Genomic DNA, 18,467 nt, shown 5'->3' on the forward strand with positions numbered 1-18,467 from the left:
ATAGTTGTGGCCGTAATCCGGCCACATCTCATCGTAGCCTCGGTTCATGGCGAAAGTTCAAGCTGACCGAGGCCGCTGGATCACCGTGGAAGGAGCACGAACGCACAACCTCCGCGACATCTCGGTGCGGGTGCCGAAACACCGCCTGACGGTGTTCACCGGCGTGTCGGGATCCGGGAAGTCGTCGCTCGCGTTCGACACCATCGCGGCCGAAGCCGAGCGCCTGGTCACCGGCACCTATCCCGCCTTCGTCCGGAACCGGCTCCCCCAGCATCCGCCCGCCGACGTCGACCGGATCGACGGGCTGGTCTTCACCACGATCGTCGATCAGCGGCGGTTCACCGGCAACGCGCGATCCACCGTGGGCACGGCGAGCGACATCGCGCCGCTGCTGCGCCTGCTGTTCTCGCGGCTGGGCAAGCCGGGCGCCGGGTTCTCGCCCGCCTACTCGTTCAACGATCCGGCCGGGATGTGCCCGCGATGCGAGGGGCTCGGCGCGGTCGACGACATCGACCTCGACCGGCTGCTCGACCGCTCGCGAAGCCTGCGCGAAGGCGCCGTACGGTTCCCGACGTTCGCCCCCGGGACCTACCGCTGGAAGCGGCTCGTCCATTCCGGACTCGTCGACCCCGATGTCCCCTTGGGACGGTTGCCGGCGGGGAAGGTCGAAACCCTGCTGCACGCCGAAGCACTCCCCCTCGACGACCCCGGCCCCGACTACCCCAAGCACGGCCTCTTCGACGGCATCGTCCCGCGCCTGCGGGACTCGTACCTGCGCAAGACGCCGTCGCGGCTCACGGCCGAGGAACAGGAAGGACTGGCCGGAGTCGTCACTCGCGGCGTCTGCCCGGAGTGCGCGGGAACCCGCCTTTCCGAGGCCGCGCGCGGAAGCCTGATCGACGGGCGGTCCATCGCGGACTGGTCCAGTATGCCGGTCGGCGAGCTGCGTGACGTCGTCTCGGCCGTGCGCGATCCGTCGGTGGCTCCGCTGACTCAGGCGATCCGTGAACGCCTCGACGCGCTGGACTCCGTCGGTCTCGGCTACCTCAGCCTGTCCAGGGAGTCGAGGACGCTGTCCGGCGGCGAGGCCCAGCGCGTCAAGATCGTCCGTCATCTCGGCAGCGCGCTCAGCGATGTCTGCTACGTGTTCGACGAGCCCAGCACCGGCCTGCATCCGCACGACGTGCACCGGCTTCTCGAACTGCTGGCCAGGCTCCGTGACGCGCACAACACGATCCTCGTGGTCGAGCACCATCCCGCGGTCATCGCGGCCGCCGACCACGTCATCGACCTCGGGCCGGCCGGAGGCGACGGCGGCGGCCTCGTCCAGTTCGAGGGCGGCCCCGGCGAACTCGTCTCGGCCGGTACCGAGACCGGGCGGCTCCTCGGTGCCCCGCTTCGCTTCCGGGAGCGGACCCGCGTCGCGCGGGGCGCCGTGACGATCTCCGGCGCCCGCAGCCACAACCTCCATGACGTCACCGTCGATGTGCCGCTCGGCGTCCTGACCGTCGTTTCGGGGGTCGCCGGCTCCGGCAAGAGCACGCTGATCACCGGCGAACTCCCCCGGCGGCATCCCGATTTCGTCGTCGTCGAACAGGCCCCGCTGCGCGGTGGCATCCGGTCCACCCCGCCACGGTGCTCGGTATCGCCGAGCCCATCCGCGAAACCTTCGGGAAGGCCACGGGGAAACATCCGTCGTGGTTCAGCGCCAACGGCCGCGGGGCCTGCCCGGTCTGCAAGGGGAAGGGCGTCATCATCACCGACCTCGCCTTCCTCGACGACGTCCAGACCGCTTGCGACGCCTGTGGCGGCACCAGGTTCAACCCGGACGCGCTCGCCGCGCGCCTGCACGGCCGCACCATCGCCGACGTACTGGCGATGAACCCGGCGGACGTCGCCGCGCTGTTCGGCGAGCGGTCCCCCATCGGGCAGCGGTCGCGCTGGCTGGACCGGGTGGGGCTCGGCTACCTGACCATCGGGCAAAGCCTCGACACGTTGTCGGGCGGCGAAAGGCAACGGCTGCTGCTCGCCCGGCACCTCGCCGACGCCGGGCCCGCGCACGAACTGCGCCTGGTCCTCGACGAACCCACCGCCGGACTGCACGGCAGCGACGTCGACCGGCTGCTCGCCCTCTTCGACGAACTCGTCGACGGCGGGGCGACCCTCGTCCTGATCGAACACGACCAGCGGGTGATCGCGCACGCCGACCACGTCATCGACATCGGGCCGGGCGCGGGCGCCGAAGGCGGGACGGTGGTGTTCGAGGGCACGCCCGCGGCACTGGCGGAGGACCCCGCGTCACTCACCGGGCGTCATCTGCGAACGCGTTCCCGGCGCCGGACGGCGCCGGGAACACCCACCCGCCCGGGAACAGTTCCCGGGCGAGCGCGATGATTCCCCATCGGGCTTTGCCCGACACGCCGGTACCGAACAGTTCTTCGTCCTGGTTCGCGTGATCTAGCCGACAAGTTCGCAGGACTTGTCGGCCTTCATCGCCTGGCCGAGTCCCGGCACGTCGCCGGTTTTGATCTCGGGTACGTGCGAAACCAGATCTATCCCGATCACGTCGAGGGACGCCTTGGCGTATTCGACCCCGCCTCGCGGCAGCAAGGTGCGGGACTTGGTCACGTCCCCGTGGAGCTTTCGGTAGAATTCCAACTCGCCCGAGGCCAGCCTGTTGGCGTCCTGAGCGGGCGGAGCGACCTGCGGGAGCTTCTCCAGCCCTGATATCGCCGTGGTCAGCGCGGCGTCCAGCTTCTTCAGCGAGTCCGCCGCCTTGGGCAGATCCGCCTCGGACTTGATGTCGTACCCCTTGGTCATGGTGTAGACGATGAACCGCATGTCCTTGACCGCGCCGCAGTATCCGCCCGCCCAGGAGACCAACGCGGGATCCGGGCCGGTCGGCGACGGAGGCGGCGGCGCGGGCGCGGGTTCCGGCGGATTCGAACCGCAGCCTGCGAGCAGGCAACCGACGGCGAGCGCCATGGTCACTCGAATGCGCGCTGTCGTCTGGCTCTTCATCCAGCAGAGGGTAAAGCTGTCCGACGGGACCGGTCCCGATGGGAGGACTAGATGACTCAGTCTCTGCCGCAACGGATGTACCTGCTCGGCTACGACACCGAGAAGAGCAGGCTCGATCCCGCCAGTGCCGTCGTGCGGGGTTCGCTCCTGCGCGCGGCCGCGGTGGCCGAGCTGATCCTCGCCGGTCTCCTCATCGATCGCGACGGAAAAGCGGAGCGCACGGCCGCGGCGGGTCTGGCCCCGGGAGACCCCTTCCTCGCCAAGGTGCTGGAAGACGCTCCCGGAGCGAAACCGCGGCGCTGGCTCACCGTCGTCGACCGCGACTGGCATAAGGCCGAGGACGTCGTCCGGGACCAGCTCGCCACGGCCGGGACGATCACGGTCGGCAGGCACCGGGCGTTGGGCATCTTCCCGGTCCGCGACATCACCCTGGCGGATCCTCCGCAGGCAGACGCGCTCCGCGAACGGGTCCGCGACGTGGTGCTGAGCGGTCGTGATCCCGCCGCCGTCCCGATCGAGGACGCGGTGCTCGCCGTCCTCTCCGCCGAGGGCGACGTCCACACGGTGTTCAGTGCCAAGGAAAACCGTGCCCACCGAAGCGCGATCAAGGCGCTCGCTGCGCGCTTCGACACCACTCTGCCCGGGCTGCGGAAGGCGGTCCAGTACTCGGTCGCGGCCCGGCGGTCGGTCAGCGGCTAGCCTCCTCCCTGTCGACTACCCTGGTGAGGAAATGCTGCTGCCCCAGCGTCCAGACGTTGGTGGCCAGGAAGTACAGCAGCACCCCGATCGGCACCGGGAAGAACGCTCCCGAGACCAGCATCCCGACCGGCGCCAGATACATCATCAGTTTGGTGATCCCGGCCGTCTCCGGTGCGGTCTGCCGCGCGAGTCCCGACCGCATCGAGAAGAACGTGGCCAGGCTCGCGATCAGCATCAGCGGCACCCCGACGGCGATCATGTGGACGTGGTCCGTGCCGAAGGCGGCCAATTCCGCCGCGGGTTGCGAAAGCCAGTTGCCGAGCTTCGCGCCGAACAGGTCGGCGTTCAGGAACGACCGCACACCGGCCTGGTCGAAGACGTGGTTCGAGACGGCGCCCGGGGTGAAATCGCGCAGAACCCAGTACAGCGAAAGGAACACCGGGAGCTGGATCAACGCCGGAAGACAGCCGCCCAGCGGGCTTGAGCCGCTTTCGGCGTGCAGTTTTTGGATCTCTTTCGCCATCCGCTGGCGATCCTTGCCGTACTTCTCCTTGATCCGCTGCATTTGCGGGGCGAGCGCCTGCATGCGGCGGCCCGCGCGCAACGCGCTGAGCGCGGGTTTCACCAGCAGGAGGCGCAGCGTGAAGACGAGGAACACGATGGACAGCACCCAGGCGACGCCCGAGTCGGGGCTCGACACGGCACCGAAAACCTTGTGCCAGAACCAGAGGATGGCGGAAACGGGGTACAGGAAGACATCGAACATGACCAGGTCACTCCGTCGGTCGAAGGTAGGCGGGCAGGAGTGACTGCCTCACCTTCGAACGAGGAAAGGTCAGGCAGTCGCGATGCCCTGTGACGGAGCCCTTGGCCGGACGCGGCCACGCGCGTCGGGGTCGCGCAGGCTCAGGAACAGCTGCGCGCGTTCGCGCAGGCTGATGGCGCGCACCCGCATCGCGGCGGCCGCCGGTTCCAGGCGGAAATGCACCGCGAGCGCGAGCAGGACGGCGGCGAGGGACGCGGTCAGGGCGGCGGCCAGCCCGAGCGGGTTGGCGACCGCCACCGACGCCGTCAGCGCGGTGGCCAGGCTCAGCGGGTTGATCCCGCCGACGACCGGGAGCACGACGAACAACTCGGGCAGGAACAGCGCAAGCATCAGCTTGAGCCGCACGCCGAAGTAGGTTCGCTCCACGTCACCGACACTACCGGAGATATTGCGTTGCGTGATTCCCGAGCGCGCGGGCAGTCTGTCGCAATGGGTCACGTGGAAGTCGCGCATGTCGAGTACCACCTGCCCGACGGACGGCTGCTTCTCGACGATGTCTCGTTCCGGGTCGGGGAGGGCAGCGTCTGCGCGCTCGTCGGCGCCAACGGGGCGGGCAAGACGACCTTGCTGCGGCTGATCTCCGGGGAACTCTCTCCCAGCGAGGGCTCCGTGACCATCAGCGGCGGGCTCGGGGTGATGCCCCAGTTCGTCGGGTCGGTGCGCGACGAACGGACCGTGCGGGACCTGCTCGTCTCGGTGTCGCCGGACGCGCTCCGCGCCGCCGCCCGTGCCGTCGACGAGACCGAGCTGGCCTTGATGGAACGCGACGACGAAGCGAGCCAGATGGCGTACGCACAGGCTCTCGGCGACTGGGGCGACGCTCGCGGCTACGAAGCCGAAGTCGTGTGGGACAAGTGCACGACGGCGGCGCTCAACATGCCGTACGAGAAGGCGCGCTGGCGCGAGGTGCGCACGCTGTCCGGCGGCGAACAGAAACGGCTCGTGCTGGAGGCGCTGCTCCTCGGCGGATCCGGCGTCCTCCTACTCGACGAGCCGGACAACTACCTCGACGTCCCCGGCAAGCAGTGGCTGGAAGAACGGCTGCGTGAGACCCAGAAGACCGTGCTGTTCGTTTCGCACGACCGAGAACTCCTCGCCCGGGCGGCGAAGAAGATCATCAGCGTCGAGCCCGGGCCCGCCGGCGGCGACGTCTGGGTGCACGGCGGCGGCTTCGACACCTATCACCAGGCGCGCGCGGAGCGGTTCGAACGCTTCGAGGAACTCCGCCGCCGCTGGGACGAAAAGCACGCCCAGCTCAAGAAACTCGTCGCCGACATGCGCCAGTACGCCGCGCGCAGCGACGAGATGGCCTCGCGCTACCACGCCGCGCAGACACGGTTGCGCAAATTCGAGGAGGCCGGAGCGCCCGCCGCTCCCCCGCGCGAACAGAAGATCACCATGCGCCTGCGCGGCGGCCGGACCGGGGTGCGCGCCGTCACCTGCGAAGGGCTCGAACTCACCGGCCTGATGAAACCCTTCGATCTGGAGGTCTTCTACGGCGAACGCGTCGCGGTGCTCGGCTCGAACGGCTCCGGCAAATCGCATTTCCTGCGGCTGCTGGCGGGAGAGGACGTCGCGCACGACGGACTGTGGAAGCTCGGCGCCCGCGTCGTCCCCGGCCATTTCGCGCAGACACACGCCCATCCCGAACTGCTCGGGCAGACGCTCGTCGACATCCTCTGGACCGGCTACGCGCGAAGCCGGGGGCCCGCGATGAACATCCTGCGCCGCTACGAACTCGACGGGCAGGGCGACCAGCGGTTCGAGAAGCTGTCCGGCGGCCAGCAGGCGCGGTTCCAGATCCTGCTGCTGGAGATCGGCGGCGCCACCATCCTGCTGCTCGACGAACCGACCGACAACCTCGACCTCGCTTCGGCGGAAGCGCTGCAACAGGCGCTGGAAGCCTACGAAGGTACCACCGTCGCGGTGACGCACGACCGGTGGTTCGCGCGCTCCTTCGATCGGTACCTCGTGTTCGGCTCGGACGGGCACGTGCGGGAAACGACGGAACCGGTGTGGGACGAGCGGCCGGTACAACGGGCCCGGTGACTCACTCGGGTCGGTGAAGGCGACACACCAACCGGAGGTGCCCTCGGCGGCCCCGTCGTGTGTTTGAATGCCGCATCGTCCCAAGGCTGGAGTTTTCTCGTGCAGGCCGCTGCCATCCCTTTCGCCATCGCGGCGCTGTGCTGTGCGGCGTTCCTGGTGAGCTTCCTGCGTGACCGGCGCAAGCTGCGGAACGGCTTCTACCTCTTCTTCGCGCTTCTCTTCCTCGGCGTGACGTTGATCGCGCTGCTCGCTTCGGTGTCTCCCGAGGCGGCGGGTTTCGTCGCGGTCGGCGTGATCCTGCTGATCATCCCGACGGTCCTCGCGCTGACGGTCTTCCTGATCTGCAACGGGATCACCATGCTCCGCCGGGAGGGACGCCGGCTGGCGAACGTCCTTTCGCTGCTGACCGGGATCGGCATCTGCGCGCTGATCGTCTTCAACGCCACGGTCACCCAACTGGCCTGGGAACCCCTCGACATCGTGCGGGGCATCCTCAACGGGCTCGTCGTCTATTTCTCGTTCCTTTTCGTCTGCTTCCTCCTGTACTCGATCGTCTACGGCCGCATCCGCACCGAGAAGGGCGTCGACTTCGTGGTGGTGCTGGGTTCGGGGCTGCTGGACGGTCACCGGGTCCCGCCGCTGCTGGCCGGGCGCCTGAACCGCGCCCGGCGCGTGCTCGACGCCGAGGCCCGCCACGGCGGGGAACCGATGGTGGTCACCTCGGGCGGGCAGGGGCCCGACGAGGACCTGCCCGAGTCCCACGCCATGGCCGAGCATCTGGTTGAGAACGGGGTGCCGAGGGAACGGATCCTGCTCGAAGACCGGTCGCGGACGACCTTCGAGAACCTCACCTTCAGCGCCGAGATCATGCGGCAGCGGAAGGCGGACTACCGCTGCACGATCGTCACGAACAACTTCCACGTGCTCCGCGCCGCCCTCACCGCCCGCCGCGCGAAGGTGAACGGCCAGGTCATCGGGTCGCCGACGGCGTGGTACTTCTGGCCGAGCGCCACCATCCGCGAATTCGTCGCCATCGTGGTGGAGCACAAGTACAAGAACCTGGTGGTGTGCGGGCTCATCGTGCTTTCGCAGGTGTCCCGCGCCTTCTCGTGACGTCCTCCAAAGCCGATCTCGCGTGCTCAGAGACGTAACTCGCGTGCTTGAAGGCGTAACTCGCGAGTTACGCCTTCAAGCACGCGAGTTACGCGTCTGAGCACGCGAGTTGCGCCTTCGGTCCTCCGGAGAAATTGACACCCCGGGCCGAATTCCGGGCATCACCACTTGACGCCGCGTGACAAATCCCAGCCTTCCGTTTGACAACACCGTTTTCGCCGGGTCATCGTCCTGCGCATGAGCGCTTACACCCGGCAGGCGATGGCGCGGCTGTTCGACCGGACGGCGGAGACTTACGACGCTCTCGGCGTCGACTTCTTCGGCACGTTCGCGGGAGAACTGCTCGACCGGGTCGCGCTCCTCCCCGGTGAGCGGGTGCTGGACGTCGGCTGCGGACGGGGCGCGGTGCTGTTCCCGGCGGCGGAGCGGGTCGGCGCGGGCGGATCGGTGCTGGGGATCGACCTTTCCGCGGAAATGGTCGAGCGCACCGCGAAGGACGTCGAGGCTCGCGGCGTCAACGCGGAGATTTCCCTTATGGACGCCCAAGAACCGACTCTGCCCGACGCCGCCTTCGACGTGGTCCTCGCGTCGTTCGTGGTCTTCTTCCTGCCCGATCCGGTCGCCGGGCTGCGGTCTTGGCATCGTCTCCTCGCACCCGGTGGCCGGCTGGGTGTGACCACGTTCGGCGCCGACGATCCACGGTGGGCCGCCGTGCGCGCGCTGTTCACCCCGTTCGTACCGCCAGAGCTGGCCTGGACGCTGGCCATCAGGGCGGGTCTGTTCGCCACCCTCGAAGGTTTCGGCCAGGCCGTGGAGTCGGCGGGCTTCAGCGGTGTCACGTCCGTGGAACGCGTCTATCCGGTGAAGTTCGCCGACCCCGGGCACTGGATCACCTGGTCCTGGTCGCACGGCCAGCGGATGTTCTGGGAGCTGATCCCGGAAAACCGTCTCGACGCCGTCCGCCAGGCCGTGCTCGCGGAGCTCGAACCGCTCCGCGAGCCCGACGGGAGCGTGGTGCTGGCGCAGACCGTGCGCTACACCCTCGCCCACCGCGGCTGACGGCTCACAACGCGAGCCTCGGCCAGGACGCCGTGTCCCGCGAAAGCTGCCGATCGTGCGTCGCGATCACCACCGCGGCCGGTGTCGCGTCGAGCGCGGCGGTCAGCTCGTCGACGAGTGCGGCGGACAGGTGGTTGGTCGGTTCGTCCAGCAGTACGACGTGCGGGCGGCCCGCCAGTACGAGCGCCAGGTCCAGCCGACGCCGGGCGCCGACCGAAAGTTCCACCACCGGCCGGTGCCGGTCGTAACCGGCGAGCAGACCCAGCTCGCCCAGTCCCGGGCCGGAGATCCCCGACCTGGCGAGCCGTTCGTCGTACAGCTCCATCGCCGTCCGCCTGCCCGGCAGGTCGGACTCCTGTCCCAGCCGCCCGATCCGCGCCGACCGCGAGCGCGCGACCGTGCCCGTGTCCGGCTCCAGTTCCCCGGCCAGCACGCTCAGGAGCGTCGACTTGCCCGCTCCGTTGGGACCGGTGACCACCAGCCGGTCGCCGCTTTCCAGTGCCACGTCGACCGGACGCGCGAGCCGCCCGGCCACCGTCACCCCGGCGGCACGGAGCAGGACCGCGCCTCCGTGCGACGGCAGGTCGGGCATGGCGAACCGGGCGGGCGGCGGCGGGACGGCCACCACGTGCCCGGCCAGTTCTTCCTGCCTCCGGTGGACCGCGCGCACCAGCCCGGGCGCGCGGGTGGCGCGGACATGCCTGCCGGTGCCCTTGGGCGGCCGCCAGTTGTCACGCAACCGGTTCCGGGCGGCGGACAGGTCGTCGGCCAGCCGTTGCCGCTCGGCGATCTGCTCGGCGTGCTCGGACTCCCAGCGGGCACGTTCGGCTCGGCGGGCCTCGACGTAAGCCGCGTACCCGCCGCCGTACACACGTGGCTTGCCGTCGCTCGACGGATCGAGGTCGATCACCGTGGTGGCGACGTCCGCGAGCAACGCCCGGTCATGGCTGACCAGCACGACCACGCCCGGGTGCGCGCGCAACCGTTCGGTGAGGTGTTCGAGGCCCGCCGCGTCGAGATGGTTCGTCGGCTCGTCGAGCAGCAGGACCGGATGCCCGGCGCCGAGCAGGCAGGCCAGCCGGACCCGGTGGCGCTGCCCGACCGAGAGTGTCCCGAGTGGACGGTCACGATCGTCCACGGCGTTCAAGGCCGCCAAGGAAACCTCGACGCGCCTGTCGGCGTCCCACGCGTCGAGGGCTTCGGCCTGCTCCAGCGCGGCGGCGAAAACGTCGTCCGCACCCGGACGGCCGTCACTGAGCGCCTCGGTGGCGGCCTCGAGACGAGCCAGAGCCTCGCGGACGGCGGCCAGTTCGAGGTCGATCAGCGCGCCGACGGTGTCGCTCGCGCCGAGCGGGATCTGCTGGTCGGCGACCCCGGCCGAACCCGAGCGATGCACCTCGCCGCGGTCGGCGGGCAGGTCACCGGCGAGCACCCGGAGAAGCGTGGTCTTGCCGCGGCCGTTCTCCCCGACGATGGCGACCCGGTCCCCGGCGGCGGCGACGAGATCGACGCCGGAGAGCACGGGCCGTCCCCCGAAGGAGAGGTGGACGCCGGACAGGCGGACGTGCGCCGCGCGCACAGGCGCGGGAGAAAGAGGGGAATGCATGAAGGAACTGCCTCCGGTGAAGGTGATGAGCAGGAAGAACGAACTCCGGTACCGCGGCTCGCGGTACCGGTGGAGGCGTCGTTCCTCAGAGGAACAGCAGTTGCTGCATCACGTTCACGAGGGTAGACACGGCCGGAAGGCGCCGCATCCGATTTTCGGAACCACACGTTCGCGCCATCCCCCTGGCGCCCGCGTCACCACCCGGGCACCCCCTTCCACCTGCGACTACTCGCCGCTCCTAGCCCGCGGGCACCGCTTCAAACCACCACTTTCCGGGGTCACCCACGGGTGCACCACGACGGTTGCCATGATCACCGGCCCGGCCGACGGTGGGCTTCTCAGCAACATCCTTCGAGAGGAGCAGGACCGATGGCGAAGACCATGCAGCCGCAGGAACTCATCGACAGCGCGGTGGTCGACCCGACCGGCAACAAGCTCGGGAAGGTGGGCAACGTCTACCTCGCCGACGCGACGCGCCAGCCGGAATGGATCACCGTCAAGACGGGCCTGTTCGGCACCAAGGAGAGTTTCGTCCCGCTCTCGGGAGCGCATGCGGACCAGGACGGTGTGCACGTCCGCGTCGACAAGGAAGCGGTCACCGACGCGCCCCGAATCGAGGCCGACGGCCACCTGTCCATGGAGGAGAGCACGCGGCTGTACCAGCATTACGGGCTCCCGATGCCGCGGACCTCGCCGGACGGCCGGATGGACGACCGGACGCAGGGCCGGGGCGGCACCGGCCGCGGCCAGGCAGGTATGGACAAGAGCGCGGGCAAGCAGAGCCGTGACGCCGAACCCGCCATGACGCGTTCCGAGGAACGGCTGAACGTCGGCACGGAGCAGGTCGAGACCGGCCATGTCCGGCTGCGCAAGTACGTCGTCACCGAGGAGCAGCAGGTCACCGTTCCGGTCAGCCACGAGGAGGTCCGGATCGAGCGCGAGCCGATCACGAAACCGGGCGGTGAGCGGGCCGAGATCGCCGAGGACGAGCAGGAGGTCGTGCTGCACGCCGAGAAACCGGTGGTGGACAAGGAAACCGTCGCGGTCGAGCGGGCACGGCTCAAGACCGAGACCGTCACCGAGGACCAGACGATCTCCGGCAAGGTCCGCAAGGAACAGTTCGAGGTCGTCGACGACGAGGGCAAGCACCGCAAGTCGTGACCCGGTTCAGCGCGTGCGCCGGACGCGGGCGGCCGCGACCACGAAACCGGTCGCCACGGCACCCGCGACCGAGCAACCGGCGCCGAACACGACCGCGGGCTCGTGCACTCTCAGCACCGAGACGCACAGCCACACCGTCGCGCCGAACAGCAGCCCGAGGACCGGCCCGCCGACGACCGCGCCCCGCCAGCGGTGTCCATTGCGGATGGTCCGCAGCCCGGATTCCAAGTACGCCAAGGCGAACAGGGCGAGGATCAGGCTGCCCGCGCCGAGCGCGCTCGCGAGCGGATGCTGTTCGGTGACGACGGTGAAGGTGCGCGGGACACCGTCTGCCGTCAGGGTCGCGGTGACCGCGCCGCCGACGATCCACCGGGTGAGCCCGGGAAAGGCGAGATCGGCACGGAATCCCCCGCCCTCGGGTTTCGGCACCGCCGACGCGGAACCGAGCGGGATCCCGGCGGCGGAAAGAGCGAGGGTGACCTGTCCCGGGTTCCCCTCCCCCGTCACCGCGAACGTCTTGCTGAGGTCGACGGGCACCGACGAGGCCGCAACGCCGTCGATCTTCAGCGTCGTGGCCTCGTGCGGCAGCCGTTCCGGAGTGAGCAGGGTGAGCACCACGAGCACGATCGCGGCGGCCGCCGCGGCCAGCCGGAACCAGAGCACCGTGCCCGGACGTTTCCCCGGCGCGAGTTCCGCGCGGGTCGCCGACAGCGTCGGATCCGGGACCGGGCGACGGACCGGCCGGGTCGGGCCGTCTCCGGCGGGCGACGGCGCGCCGATCGCGGCGATCACCCTCGGGGTGAGGTGCCGCACCGGCACGCGGGAGCGTTCGAGCCAGCCCGGCCCGTACACGGCGGTGGCGGCGGAGGCGAGATCCGCGGCGAAGGTCTCCGCGTCGCGGTACCGAGAGTCGAGTTCGCGCGAGAGGCTGCGCATGACGACCCCGGCGAGCGGTGACGGCACGCCGTCGATCGGGCGCGGATCGGTGAACATGTGCTGGCGCATCATGCTGATCGCGCCACGGGTGTTGTCGAACGGCAGCTTCCCGGACAGCAGTTCGTAGAGCACCGTGCCCGCCGAATAGACGTCCGCCGCGGGGCTCAGCGCGTTGCCCATCGCCTGCTCGGGGGCGATGTAGGCGGGCGTGCCGAGGACTTCGCCGCCGTGCGTGACGAGGGTGGCGCCCTCGCTGATCACCTTCGCGATGCCGAAGTCGGCCACCTTCATCACACCTTGCGTGGTGAAGAGGAGGTTCTTCGGCTTGACGTCGAGATGCAGCACGCCCGCTTCGTGCGCCGCGTGGAGCCCGGCGAGCATCGCCAGCCCGATCGCACAGGCCTGTTCCCCGCCGATCTCACCGCTGTGGAACCGGCTGTGCACCGTGCCGCCGTCGAGCCGTTCCATCACCATCAGGTGCTCGCGGCCGGTGCGCACGTAGTCGTACACGGGCACGATATGCGGATGGTCGAGGCTGGCCAGCACGCGCGCTTCGCGGTCGAAGAGCTCGCTGCTGACGGCGTGGTTCAGGACGTCCCACGGCAGCTGTTTGATGGCGACGTCACGGCGCAGCGAACGGTGGACGCCGGCGAAGACGACCCCCATCCCGCCCTGGCCGATCGCGGCCCCGATCTCGTACTGCGGCAGCGCGGCGACGACCTCGGCGGGTGCGCTCATCGGTTGATTTCCTTGGTGGCGTCGGGAAAACGGACCGTCTCGTCGCCACCGGGGCCCGGCACGGGATGCGGGGTCAGGTAGCCGAGCAGGAAGGCGATCGCGGCGGCGCCGAGGACCACCGGGATCTCGATCGCCGGTTCCGGCGGGACGAGCCGAAGCACCGACAGCGAGACGACGGCGACGAGCCCGGTCCCGAATCCGGCCGGCAGGAACCGCAGGCCGCGGCGCCACCGGTTGGCGGGAAGGCGGTGGCGGGCCAGCGCGAGCAGGGCGGTCAGCCACGCCAGCACGGTCAGCACGAGCATCGCGAGCCCGAAAGCGCCGTAGACAGACCAGAAGGAGCCTCGGATGTCCGCGACGGTGGTCGCCTCGCCGAGCGTTCCGCGCCGCACGTCGAGCAGTTCGACCGTCGACGGGAGCAGGCCGATCGCCTGACCGGAGAGATCCGCCATGTCCAGCACGAAGGTCCTGGTGACCCGGCTGTGCGCGGGGACTTCGAACGGCGCCGTGGTGTCGTAGGCGAAGAACGTCAGTGCGAGCGCCACGCCGGACACCCGGACGCTGCGGACCTTGACGGTGGTGCCTCCGCTGTTGGTGGCCGTGACGGTGAGTTCGATCTGTTTCGCCGGGTCGATCATGACCGTGGCGTTGGCGATCGGCCGGTCGTCGAGAGAGACCGCCAGAGCGAGCCTGGCGTCGGCGACATCGTCCGCGTTGGCAGGCGGCGAACCGAGGAGGATCGCGCAAAGCCCCAACGCAACCCCTGCCGCGATGACACGTCCCATTTTGCGCATCCCCTGTTTTCCTTGGCCGGCTGGTCCGGAATGCTACAGCGAGCACTTACCGGAGAGGGACGTCCCAATGCGTATCGTGGTTCGCCTGATATTCGGCACCGTGACCGGGTTGTTGTTCCTGCTTTCCCAGGTGGGAGCGGGAAACGCGCAGCAGTCCCCTTATCAGTCCACGGTTGGTTTGAAACCTTCGAGCGGGCCCGCCGGGAGCACTTTCACCATTTCCTGGAATTTCTCGCCGTGTAAAGGTCCCATTTCTTTCACCTGGGACGGAGCGGCCGTCACGTCGGTCAGCGCCCCCAGCGGACAGGTCGGGGCGACCGTGCCGGGCAACGCGGCACCTGGCGGCCACACGGTCACGGGAACCTGCACGAACGCGCGGACCGGCCAGCCGCTGACCGGCAACGCGACCTTCCGCGTGACCGGGACGGTGACCACGGCCCCGCCGACGACGAAGGTGCCTCCGACGACCAAGCCGACGGCGCCGGTGACCACCCCGACCAGACCGGGAACGACCACGACGCCGTCCACCCCGGTCACCACGACGACGCCGCCCACCACGACCCCACCGTCCACAACGGACACTCCCCCGCCGTCGGACGTCCCTTCGACGAGCAGCACGCCGCCGGGCCCGAACGACCTGCTGCTCGACCGGCCGAGTGTGCAGCCCGGCGACGCGCTGACCGCGACCGGCAAGGGCTGCACACCCGGTGAACGCGTCACATTGACGTCGGACGGGGAACGCGTCGGCGGCGCCTACGCCGACGGCACCGGCGCCTTCACCGCGGCCGTCGAGTTCACGCGGATCGAGGCGGGAAGGCACACCGTCGTCGCGGACTGCGGCGTGCGGCTGACCGGTGCCGTCGAGCAGGTGGTGACCAGTTCATCCGGCGGGCACAGCGGAACCCTGGTGGTGCTGGTGTTCTTCGTGCTGGCCGGGATCACCGTGATCCGCTTTCCCTGAGATCAGCGCGGTGGGCGCATCGCCGCGAAGACCAGGAGCACCGCGGCCAGGAAGACGGCGGCGACCGCCAGGTCGATCAGGAAGCCGACGACGAGTCCGGTGATCATCGCTCACTCCTGTGCCGTCCGGGCGGCTTCACGACGGCGCGCGTACAGGCTGGTGAACGAGACCGTGACGAGGACGGCGACGATCACACCCAGCGAGGCCGGGGTCGGCACCTGCGGCACCGACGGCCAGATCCCGTGTGCCCAGTGCAAAACCAGCTTCACCCCGATGAAGGCGAGGATGATCGCGAGGCCGTGGTTCAGGTGGACCAGCTTCGCGAGCGCCGAGTGGAGCACGAAGTACAAGGCGCGCAAGCCCATCAGGGCGAAGGCGTTGGTGGCGAACACGAGGTACGGGTCTTCGGTGATGCCGTACACCGCGGGCACGGAATCGACCGCGAACACCACGTCGGTCGCGAAGACCGCGACGACCACGACCGCCAGCGGGGTGAGCGCGCGGCGTCCGTGTTCACGCACGGTGAGCCGGGTGCCGCGATAATCGTCCGTGACCGGCATCAGCTTGCGCAGCAACCGGACCGACCGCAGCCGCGAAAGGTCCATCTCGCCCTGGCCGCCGGACATGGCCTCGCGCAGGATCTTGACCGCCGAAACGAACAGGATCACGCCGAAGACGAGGAACGCCCAGGTGCCCGCCGACAGCATCGCGGCACCGGCCGCGATGAACACGCCGCGGAGCACCAGCGCGCCCACGATGCCGTACAGCAGCACACGTTGCTGCACCTCGGACGGGACCGCGAAGGCGGCGAGCAACAGCATGAAGACGAACAGGTTGTCGACCGACAGGGATTTCTCGACGACGAAACCCGTCATGAACTCGAGCGCCTGACCGCCGCCGAACTCGAGCCACAACCAGAGGCCGAACACCACCGGGAGCGCGAGGTAGAAGGCCGACCAGCCGGCCGCCTCCCGCATCGACACCTCATGAGGGCGCCGGGTCACCGCGAAATCGGCGACGAGCAGGGCCAGCAGGACGGCGATGCTGATCGCCCACAGCCCCGGCGAACCCACGGACTCGGACATGAAGCCTCCTCGAACTCGATGTTCGAGGTCTCCTTCACCCCGGTGGGGCGGCTCCCCGGGGACGCCGGCGGGGCGTCCGTACTGACCGGGCGGGCTCTTGGGAAGTACTCCCCTCGTCGGTCCAGTATCGCATTTAGTAAAGAGATATTAAAGCGAAGGTCAAGCCGGGCCCTCCCGCAAGACGCCGCGGACCGCGTCGACGGAGAGGTCGTCCCAGGGGAATTCGGCCATCCACCAGGTCGCCCCCGCCCGCTCGTAGGGCGCGAGATCAGTGCCCGCGGGCACTCCGATGGCGAAGTCGTACCGCGCCATGTCGCCCTCGCGCAGGGCGGTGATCGTCTCGACCGCCTCGGCGAACTCGTCCGCGTGCGGCAGGTTCACCGGAAAGAATCCGTCGTACCGCGCGGCCCTGCGCATCGGCTTCGTCTTCCCCGGGAAGCCGGCCAGCCACACAGGGACCGGACGGGCGGGACGAGGCAGGAAGGTGATGTCGTCGACCGTGTAGTGCACGCCGTGGTGGCGCACCGGTTCACCCGACCAGGCGACAGTGAGGATCTCAAGCGATTCGTCGAGCATCTCGGCGCGTTTGCGATCGTCCGGTTCGTCGCCGGTCCTCGAGAACTCCTCGCCGAAGCGGTCGCTGCCGAGCCCCGCGCCGAGGATCAGCCGTCCGCCGCTCAACCGGTCCAAAGTGGCCGTCTCGCGGGCGAGCTTGACCGGGCGGCGGCGGGCGAGCGGCGTGACCATCGGGCCGAAGGCGAGGGTCTCGGTGGCCGACGCGACGGCGGCGAGGGTGATCCACGGATCGGCGATCGCGCGCACCGGCTCGCGCCAGCGGACGTGATCCCAGACGAACAAGCCGTGCCAGCCCGCTTCTTCGGCTTCGGCGGCGAGGCGCGCGATGATCACCGGATCGGCCAGTTCGTCGAAGATCGGCAGCCAGAGTGCTGAGCGCAGTGTCATGCTCGCGACCGTACGGACCGGCACCGACAGTCGGAGCGGTTCGACGTGACCGAGTGGACGACACGTGTGATTCGACGGACGACACGCGTGATCGAGTGGACGGCATTCGGACTCGACCGGTCCTGCAGCGAGGCGTCCGGCTAGACACGCGTGTCGTCCGTCTGATCACACGTGCTGCCCACTGGTTGACAACTCCACTAGAGTTCAACCCATCGGTTGAATACCCTGCGGAAGAGAACCAGATGACCGACCTGACGATCACCCGCCTCCTCGACGCGCCGCGCGAGCTCGTCTTCCGCGTGTGGACCGACCCGGACCATCTCGCCCAGTGGTGGGGCCCGGCCGGCTTCACCAGCAAGTCCTGCACCGTCAACCTCACCGTGGGCGGCAAGTGGCGCACCTGCATCAGCGACGGCGAGACCGAGCTGTGGATGTCCGGCGTCTACCACGAGATCGTCCCGCCGGAGCGGCTCGTCTTCAGCTTCGCCTGGGAGGAGCCGGAAGGCTTCCGCGGGCACGACACCCTCGTCACGGTCGCCTTCTCCGATCTCGACGGCAAGACGGAGATGTCGTTCCATCAAGCGATCTTCGAGACCGTGGCGGAGCGCGACAGCCACGCCGAAGGTTGGCAGTCCTGCTTCGGCCGCCTCACGGAGCATGTAGCAGATGCGAGCGGTCGATGAGATCGCTCATGGCCCGCTGAAACTCGCTTCGCCGCTTCTCGCTCCACCCGGCGGTCAGCTGATCGAAGACCTGCTCCTGCCAACGATGCGCCTGGTCGAGCATGGACCGGCCCGCCGCGGTCAGCGAAACCTCGCGACGGCGCCCATCGCCGCGCGAGGCCTCCATGGACAGGTAGCCCGCCTCGATCGCGGCCTTGACCAGACGCGACGCGCCGCTCTGGTCGAGGCCGATCTCGACGGCGATCGCGTTCACCGTCGCCTCGGCCCCGCGATCGGCGAGGGAGTGGACGGCTTCGCCGACGAGAACGAGACGCCCTTGATCGGCGACGGCCGCCGTCCGGCGCGACCAGTGCCGAACGAAGGCGAACAGGGCCTGGCCAGGACCTTGGGCGCTCATTCGGTCGCCGCCATCTCACGGCAGATGTAGGCCAGTTCGAGCGCGGATTTCAGGTCGGGCAGCCGGAGCGCCGCGGTGACCTTGCCGCCGCCCACCCGGAACACGGTCGCCACCCGGGTCGGTGCCGTGCTTTCGGGCCAGGTCGCGTCCTCCTCCACCACCATCAGGCGGTCGCTGACCGGATGCCACGATCGCGGCTTCAGCCTGATCCCCGAGCGGTCCACCCAGTCGGCGAACTGCGCGGACGTGATCGGCCCGGCGCCCTTCGGCCCGAGGACGACGACCGGATCTCCGACCGCGTCCGCCGATCGCCTCAGGTCGCCTTCGTTGACGCTCTCGTGCCATTCGTTGATCGCCGTCTCGAGTTCCATGACCC

Annotated in this window: 18 protein-coding genes and 1 pseudogene; 8 read left to right on the plus strand and 11 right to left on the minus strand. The window is 69.3% G+C overall.

Annotated elements, in window-relative coordinates:
- The first annotated feature begins 46 nt into the window (after positions 1-46).
- A pseudogene (locus MJQ72_RS22305) lies at positions 47-2,394 on the plus strand (excinuclease ABC subunit UvrA).
- A gap of 63 nt (positions 2,395-2,457) precedes the next feature.
- Here MJQ72_RS22305 and MJQ72_RS22310 read toward each other — a convergent pair.
- The gene (locus MJQ72_RS22310; protein WP_240592915.1) at positions 2,458-3,021 is read right to left on the minus strand and encodes a hypothetical protein; all 564 of its coding nucleotides are present in this window, start codon (positions 3,019-3,021) and stop codon (positions 2,458-2,460) included.
- Positions 3,022-3,072: 51 nt separating this feature from the next.
- Between MJQ72_RS22310 and MJQ72_RS22315 the strand changes: the two genes are divergently transcribed.
- Positions 3,073-3,720, plus strand: a complete 648-nt coding sequence (locus MJQ72_RS22315) for a GPP34 family phosphoprotein (RefSeq protein ID WP_240592916.1) — start codon at positions 3,073-3,075, stop codon at positions 3,718-3,720.
- On the opposite strand, the gene yidC is transcribed toward MJQ72_RS22315, so the two are convergent.
- The gene (yidC, locus tag MJQ72_RS22320) at positions 3,710-4,486 is read right to left on the minus strand and encodes a membrane protein insertase YidC (RefSeq protein WP_240592917.1); all 777 of its coding nucleotides are present in this window, start codon (positions 4,484-4,486) and stop codon (positions 3,710-3,712) included. The genes MJQ72_RS22315 and yidC overlap by 11 nt on opposite strands.
- Positions 4,487-4,555: 69 nt before the next feature.
- Positions 4,556-4,912 (minus strand): DUF6412 domain-containing protein, encoded by a 357-nt coding sequence (locus MJQ72_RS22325; RefSeq protein ID WP_240592918.1) that lies wholly within the window; start codon positions 4,910-4,912, stop codon positions 4,556-4,558.
- Between the two features lie 63 nt (positions 4,913-4,975).
- Here MJQ72_RS22325 and MJQ72_RS22330 point away from each other — a divergent pair, with 63 nt between their 5' ends.
- The 3 genes from MJQ72_RS22330 to MJQ72_RS22340 all read left to right on the plus strand — a co-directional run bounded on the left by MJQ72_RS22330 (position 4,976) and on the right by MJQ72_RS22340 (position 8,767).
- Positions 4,976-6,595, plus strand: a complete 1,620-nt coding sequence (locus MJQ72_RS22330; RefSeq protein ID WP_240592919.1) for an ABC-F family ATP-binding cassette domain-containing protein — start codon at positions 4,976-4,978, stop codon at positions 6,593-6,595.
- A gap of 99 nt (positions 6,596-6,694) precedes the next feature.
- Positions 6,695-7,708, plus strand: a complete 1,014-nt coding sequence (locus MJQ72_RS22335) for a YdcF family protein (RefSeq protein WP_240592920.1) — start codon at positions 6,695-6,697, stop codon at positions 7,706-7,708.
- A 237-nt stretch (positions 7,709-7,945) separates the two neighbouring features.
- Entirely contained in the window at positions 7,946-8,767 is an 822-nt protein-coding gene (locus tag MJQ72_RS22340; RefSeq protein WP_240592921.1) for a class I SAM-dependent methyltransferase, read from the plus strand.
- Positions 8,768-8,771: 4 nt separating this feature from the next.
- On the opposite strand, the gene MJQ72_RS22345 is transcribed toward MJQ72_RS22340, so the two are convergent.
- Positions 8,772-10,373, minus strand: coding sequence for an ABC-F family ATP-binding cassette domain-containing protein (locus MJQ72_RS22345; protein WP_240592922.1), 1,602 nt, complete (start codon positions 10,371-10,373; stop codon positions 8,772-8,774).
- Between the two features lie 369 nt (positions 10,374-10,742).
- Between MJQ72_RS22345 and MJQ72_RS22350 the strand changes: the two genes are divergently transcribed.
- Positions 10,743-11,534 (plus strand): DUF2382 domain-containing protein, encoded by a 792-nt coding sequence (locus MJQ72_RS22350; protein ID WP_240592923.1) that lies wholly within the window; start codon positions 10,743-10,745, stop codon positions 11,532-11,534.
- Positions 11,535-11,540: 6 nt separating this feature from the next.
- Here the strand turns inward: MJQ72_RS22350 and MJQ72_RS22355 are convergent, their stop codons facing one another.
- The 3 genes from MJQ72_RS22355 to MJQ72_RS22365 all read right to left on the minus strand — a co-directional run bounded on the left by MJQ72_RS22355 (position 11,541) and on the right by MJQ72_RS22365 (position 14,704).
- Positions 11,541-13,208 carry a serine/threonine-protein kinase gene (locus tag MJQ72_RS22355; protein WP_240592924.1) on the minus strand — a complete coding sequence of 556 codons (1,668 nt, stop codon included), beginning with the start codon at positions 13,206-13,208 and terminating at the stop codon, positions 11,541-11,543.
- Positions 13,205-13,993, minus strand: a complete 789-nt coding sequence (locus tag MJQ72_RS22360; protein ID WP_240592925.1) for a hypothetical protein — start codon at positions 13,991-13,993, stop codon at positions 13,205-13,207. Before MJQ72_RS22360 ends, MJQ72_RS22355 begins: the two co-directional genes overlap by 4 nt.
- Positions 13,994-14,164: 171 nt before the next feature.
- Positions 14,165-14,704, minus strand: coding sequence for a hypothetical protein (locus tag MJQ72_RS22365; RefSeq protein WP_240592926.1), 540 nt, complete (start codon positions 14,702-14,704; stop codon positions 14,165-14,167).
- Here MJQ72_RS22365 and MJQ72_RS22370 point away from each other — a divergent pair.
- Positions 14,661-14,963, plus strand: coding sequence for a hypothetical protein (locus MJQ72_RS22370; protein WP_240592927.1), 303 nt, complete (start codon positions 14,661-14,663; stop codon positions 14,961-14,963). The genes MJQ72_RS22365 and MJQ72_RS22370 overlap by 44 nt on opposite strands.
- Before the next feature lie 110 nt (positions 14,964-15,073).
- On the opposite strand, the gene MJQ72_RS22375 is transcribed toward MJQ72_RS22370, so the two are convergent.
- Both MJQ72_RS22375 and MJQ72_RS22380 read right to left on the minus strand, forming a co-directional pair.
- On the minus strand, positions 15,074-16,048 hold the full coding sequence (locus MJQ72_RS22375; protein ID WP_240592928.1) for a TerC/Alx family metal homeostasis membrane protein: 975 nt from the start codon (positions 16,046-16,048) through the stop codon (positions 15,074-15,076).
- Between the two features lie 159 nt (positions 16,049-16,207).
- Entirely contained in the window at positions 16,208-17,011 is an 804-nt protein-coding gene (locus tag MJQ72_RS22380; RefSeq protein WP_240592929.1) for an LLM class flavin-dependent oxidoreductase, read from the minus strand.
- A 242-nt stretch (positions 17,012-17,253) separates the two neighbouring features.
- Between MJQ72_RS22380 and MJQ72_RS22385 the strand changes: the two genes are divergently transcribed.
- A complete protein-coding gene (locus MJQ72_RS22385; RefSeq protein WP_240592930.1) occupies positions 17,254-17,694 on the plus strand; it encodes an SRPBCC domain-containing protein in 441 nt (146 codons plus the stop codon).
- On the opposite strand, the gene MJQ72_RS22390 is transcribed toward MJQ72_RS22385, so the two are convergent.
- Positions 17,660-18,091, minus strand: a complete 432-nt coding sequence (locus tag MJQ72_RS22390) for a MarR family winged helix-turn-helix transcriptional regulator (protein ID WP_240592931.1) — start codon at positions 18,089-18,091, stop codon at positions 17,660-17,662. The genes MJQ72_RS22385 and MJQ72_RS22390 overlap by 35 nt on opposite strands.
- Positions 18,088-18,462 carry a hypothetical protein gene (locus tag MJQ72_RS22395; protein WP_240592932.1) on the minus strand — a complete coding sequence of 125 codons (375 nt, stop codon included), beginning with the start codon at positions 18,460-18,462 and terminating at the stop codon, positions 18,088-18,090. Before MJQ72_RS22395 ends, MJQ72_RS22390 begins: the two co-directional genes overlap by 4 nt.
- Positions 18,463-18,467: the final 5 nt, after the last annotated feature.

Origin of the sequence: Amycolatopsis sp. EV170708-02-1 (assembly GCF_022479115.1) — a bacterium.
In the GTDB taxonomy this organism is placed as follows: domain Bacteria; phylum Actinomycetota; class Actinomycetes; order Mycobacteriales; family Pseudonocardiaceae; genus Amycolatopsis.

What these genes read in the sequence shown, in the direction of transcription:
- MJQ72_RS22310 (WP_240592915.1), bottom strand. Translation starts at nt 3,021, where the DNA reads ATGAAGAGCCAGACGACAGCGCGCATTCGAGTGACCATGGCGCTCGCC.
- MJQ72_RS22380 (WP_240592929.1), bottom strand. Translation starts at nt 17,011, where the DNA reads ATGACACTGCGCTCAGCACTCTGGCTGCCGATCTTCGACGAACTGGCC.
- MJQ72_RS22390 (WP_240592931.1), bottom strand. Translation starts at nt 18,091, where the DNA reads ATGAGCGCCCAAGGTCCTGGCCAGGCCCTGTTCGCCTTCGTTCGGCAC.
- MJQ72_RS22345 (WP_240592922.1), bottom strand. Translation starts at nt 10,373, where the DNA reads ATGCATTCCCCTCTTTCTCCCGCGCCTGTGCGCGCGGCGCACGTCCGC.
- MJQ72_RS22385 (WP_240592930.1), top strand. Translation starts at nt 17,254, where the DNA reads ATGACCGACCTGACGATCACCCGCCTCCTCGACGCGCCGCGCGAGCTC.
- MJQ72_RS22340 (WP_240592921.1), top strand. Translation starts at nt 7,946, where the DNA reads ATGAGCGCTTACACCCGGCAGGCGATGGCGCGGCTGTTCGACCGGACG.
- MJQ72_RS22395 (WP_240592932.1), bottom strand. Translation starts at nt 18,462, where the DNA reads ATGGAACTCGAGACGGCGATCAACGAATGGCACGAGAGCGTCAACGAA.
- MJQ72_RS22355 (WP_240592924.1), bottom strand. Translation starts at nt 13,208, where the DNA reads ATGAGCGCACCCGCCGAGGTCGTCGCCGCGCTGCCGCAGTACGAGATC.
- yidC (WP_240592917.1), bottom strand. Translation starts at nt 4,486, where the DNA reads ATGTTCGATGTCTTCCTGTACCCCGTTTCCGCCATCCTCTGGTTCTGG.
- MJQ72_RS22315 (WP_240592916.1), top strand. Translation starts at nt 3,073, where the DNA reads ATGACTCAGTCTCTGCCGCAACGGATGTACCTGCTCGGCTACGACACC.
- MJQ72_RS22375 (WP_240592928.1), bottom strand. Translation starts at nt 16,048, where the DNA reads ATGTCCGAGTCCGTGGGTTCGCCGGGGCTGTGGGCGATCAGCATCGCC.
- MJQ72_RS22360 (WP_240592925.1), bottom strand. Translation starts at nt 13,993, where the DNA reads ATGGGACGTGTCATCGCGGCAGGGGTTGCGTTGGGGCTTTGCGCGATC.
- MJQ72_RS22350 (WP_240592923.1), top strand. Translation starts at nt 10,743, where the DNA reads ATGGCGAAGACCATGCAGCCGCAGGAACTCATCGACAGCGCGGTGGTC.
- MJQ72_RS22330 (WP_240592919.1), top strand. Translation starts at nt 4,976, where the DNA reads ATGGGTCACGTGGAAGTCGCGCATGTCGAGTACCACCTGCCCGACGGA.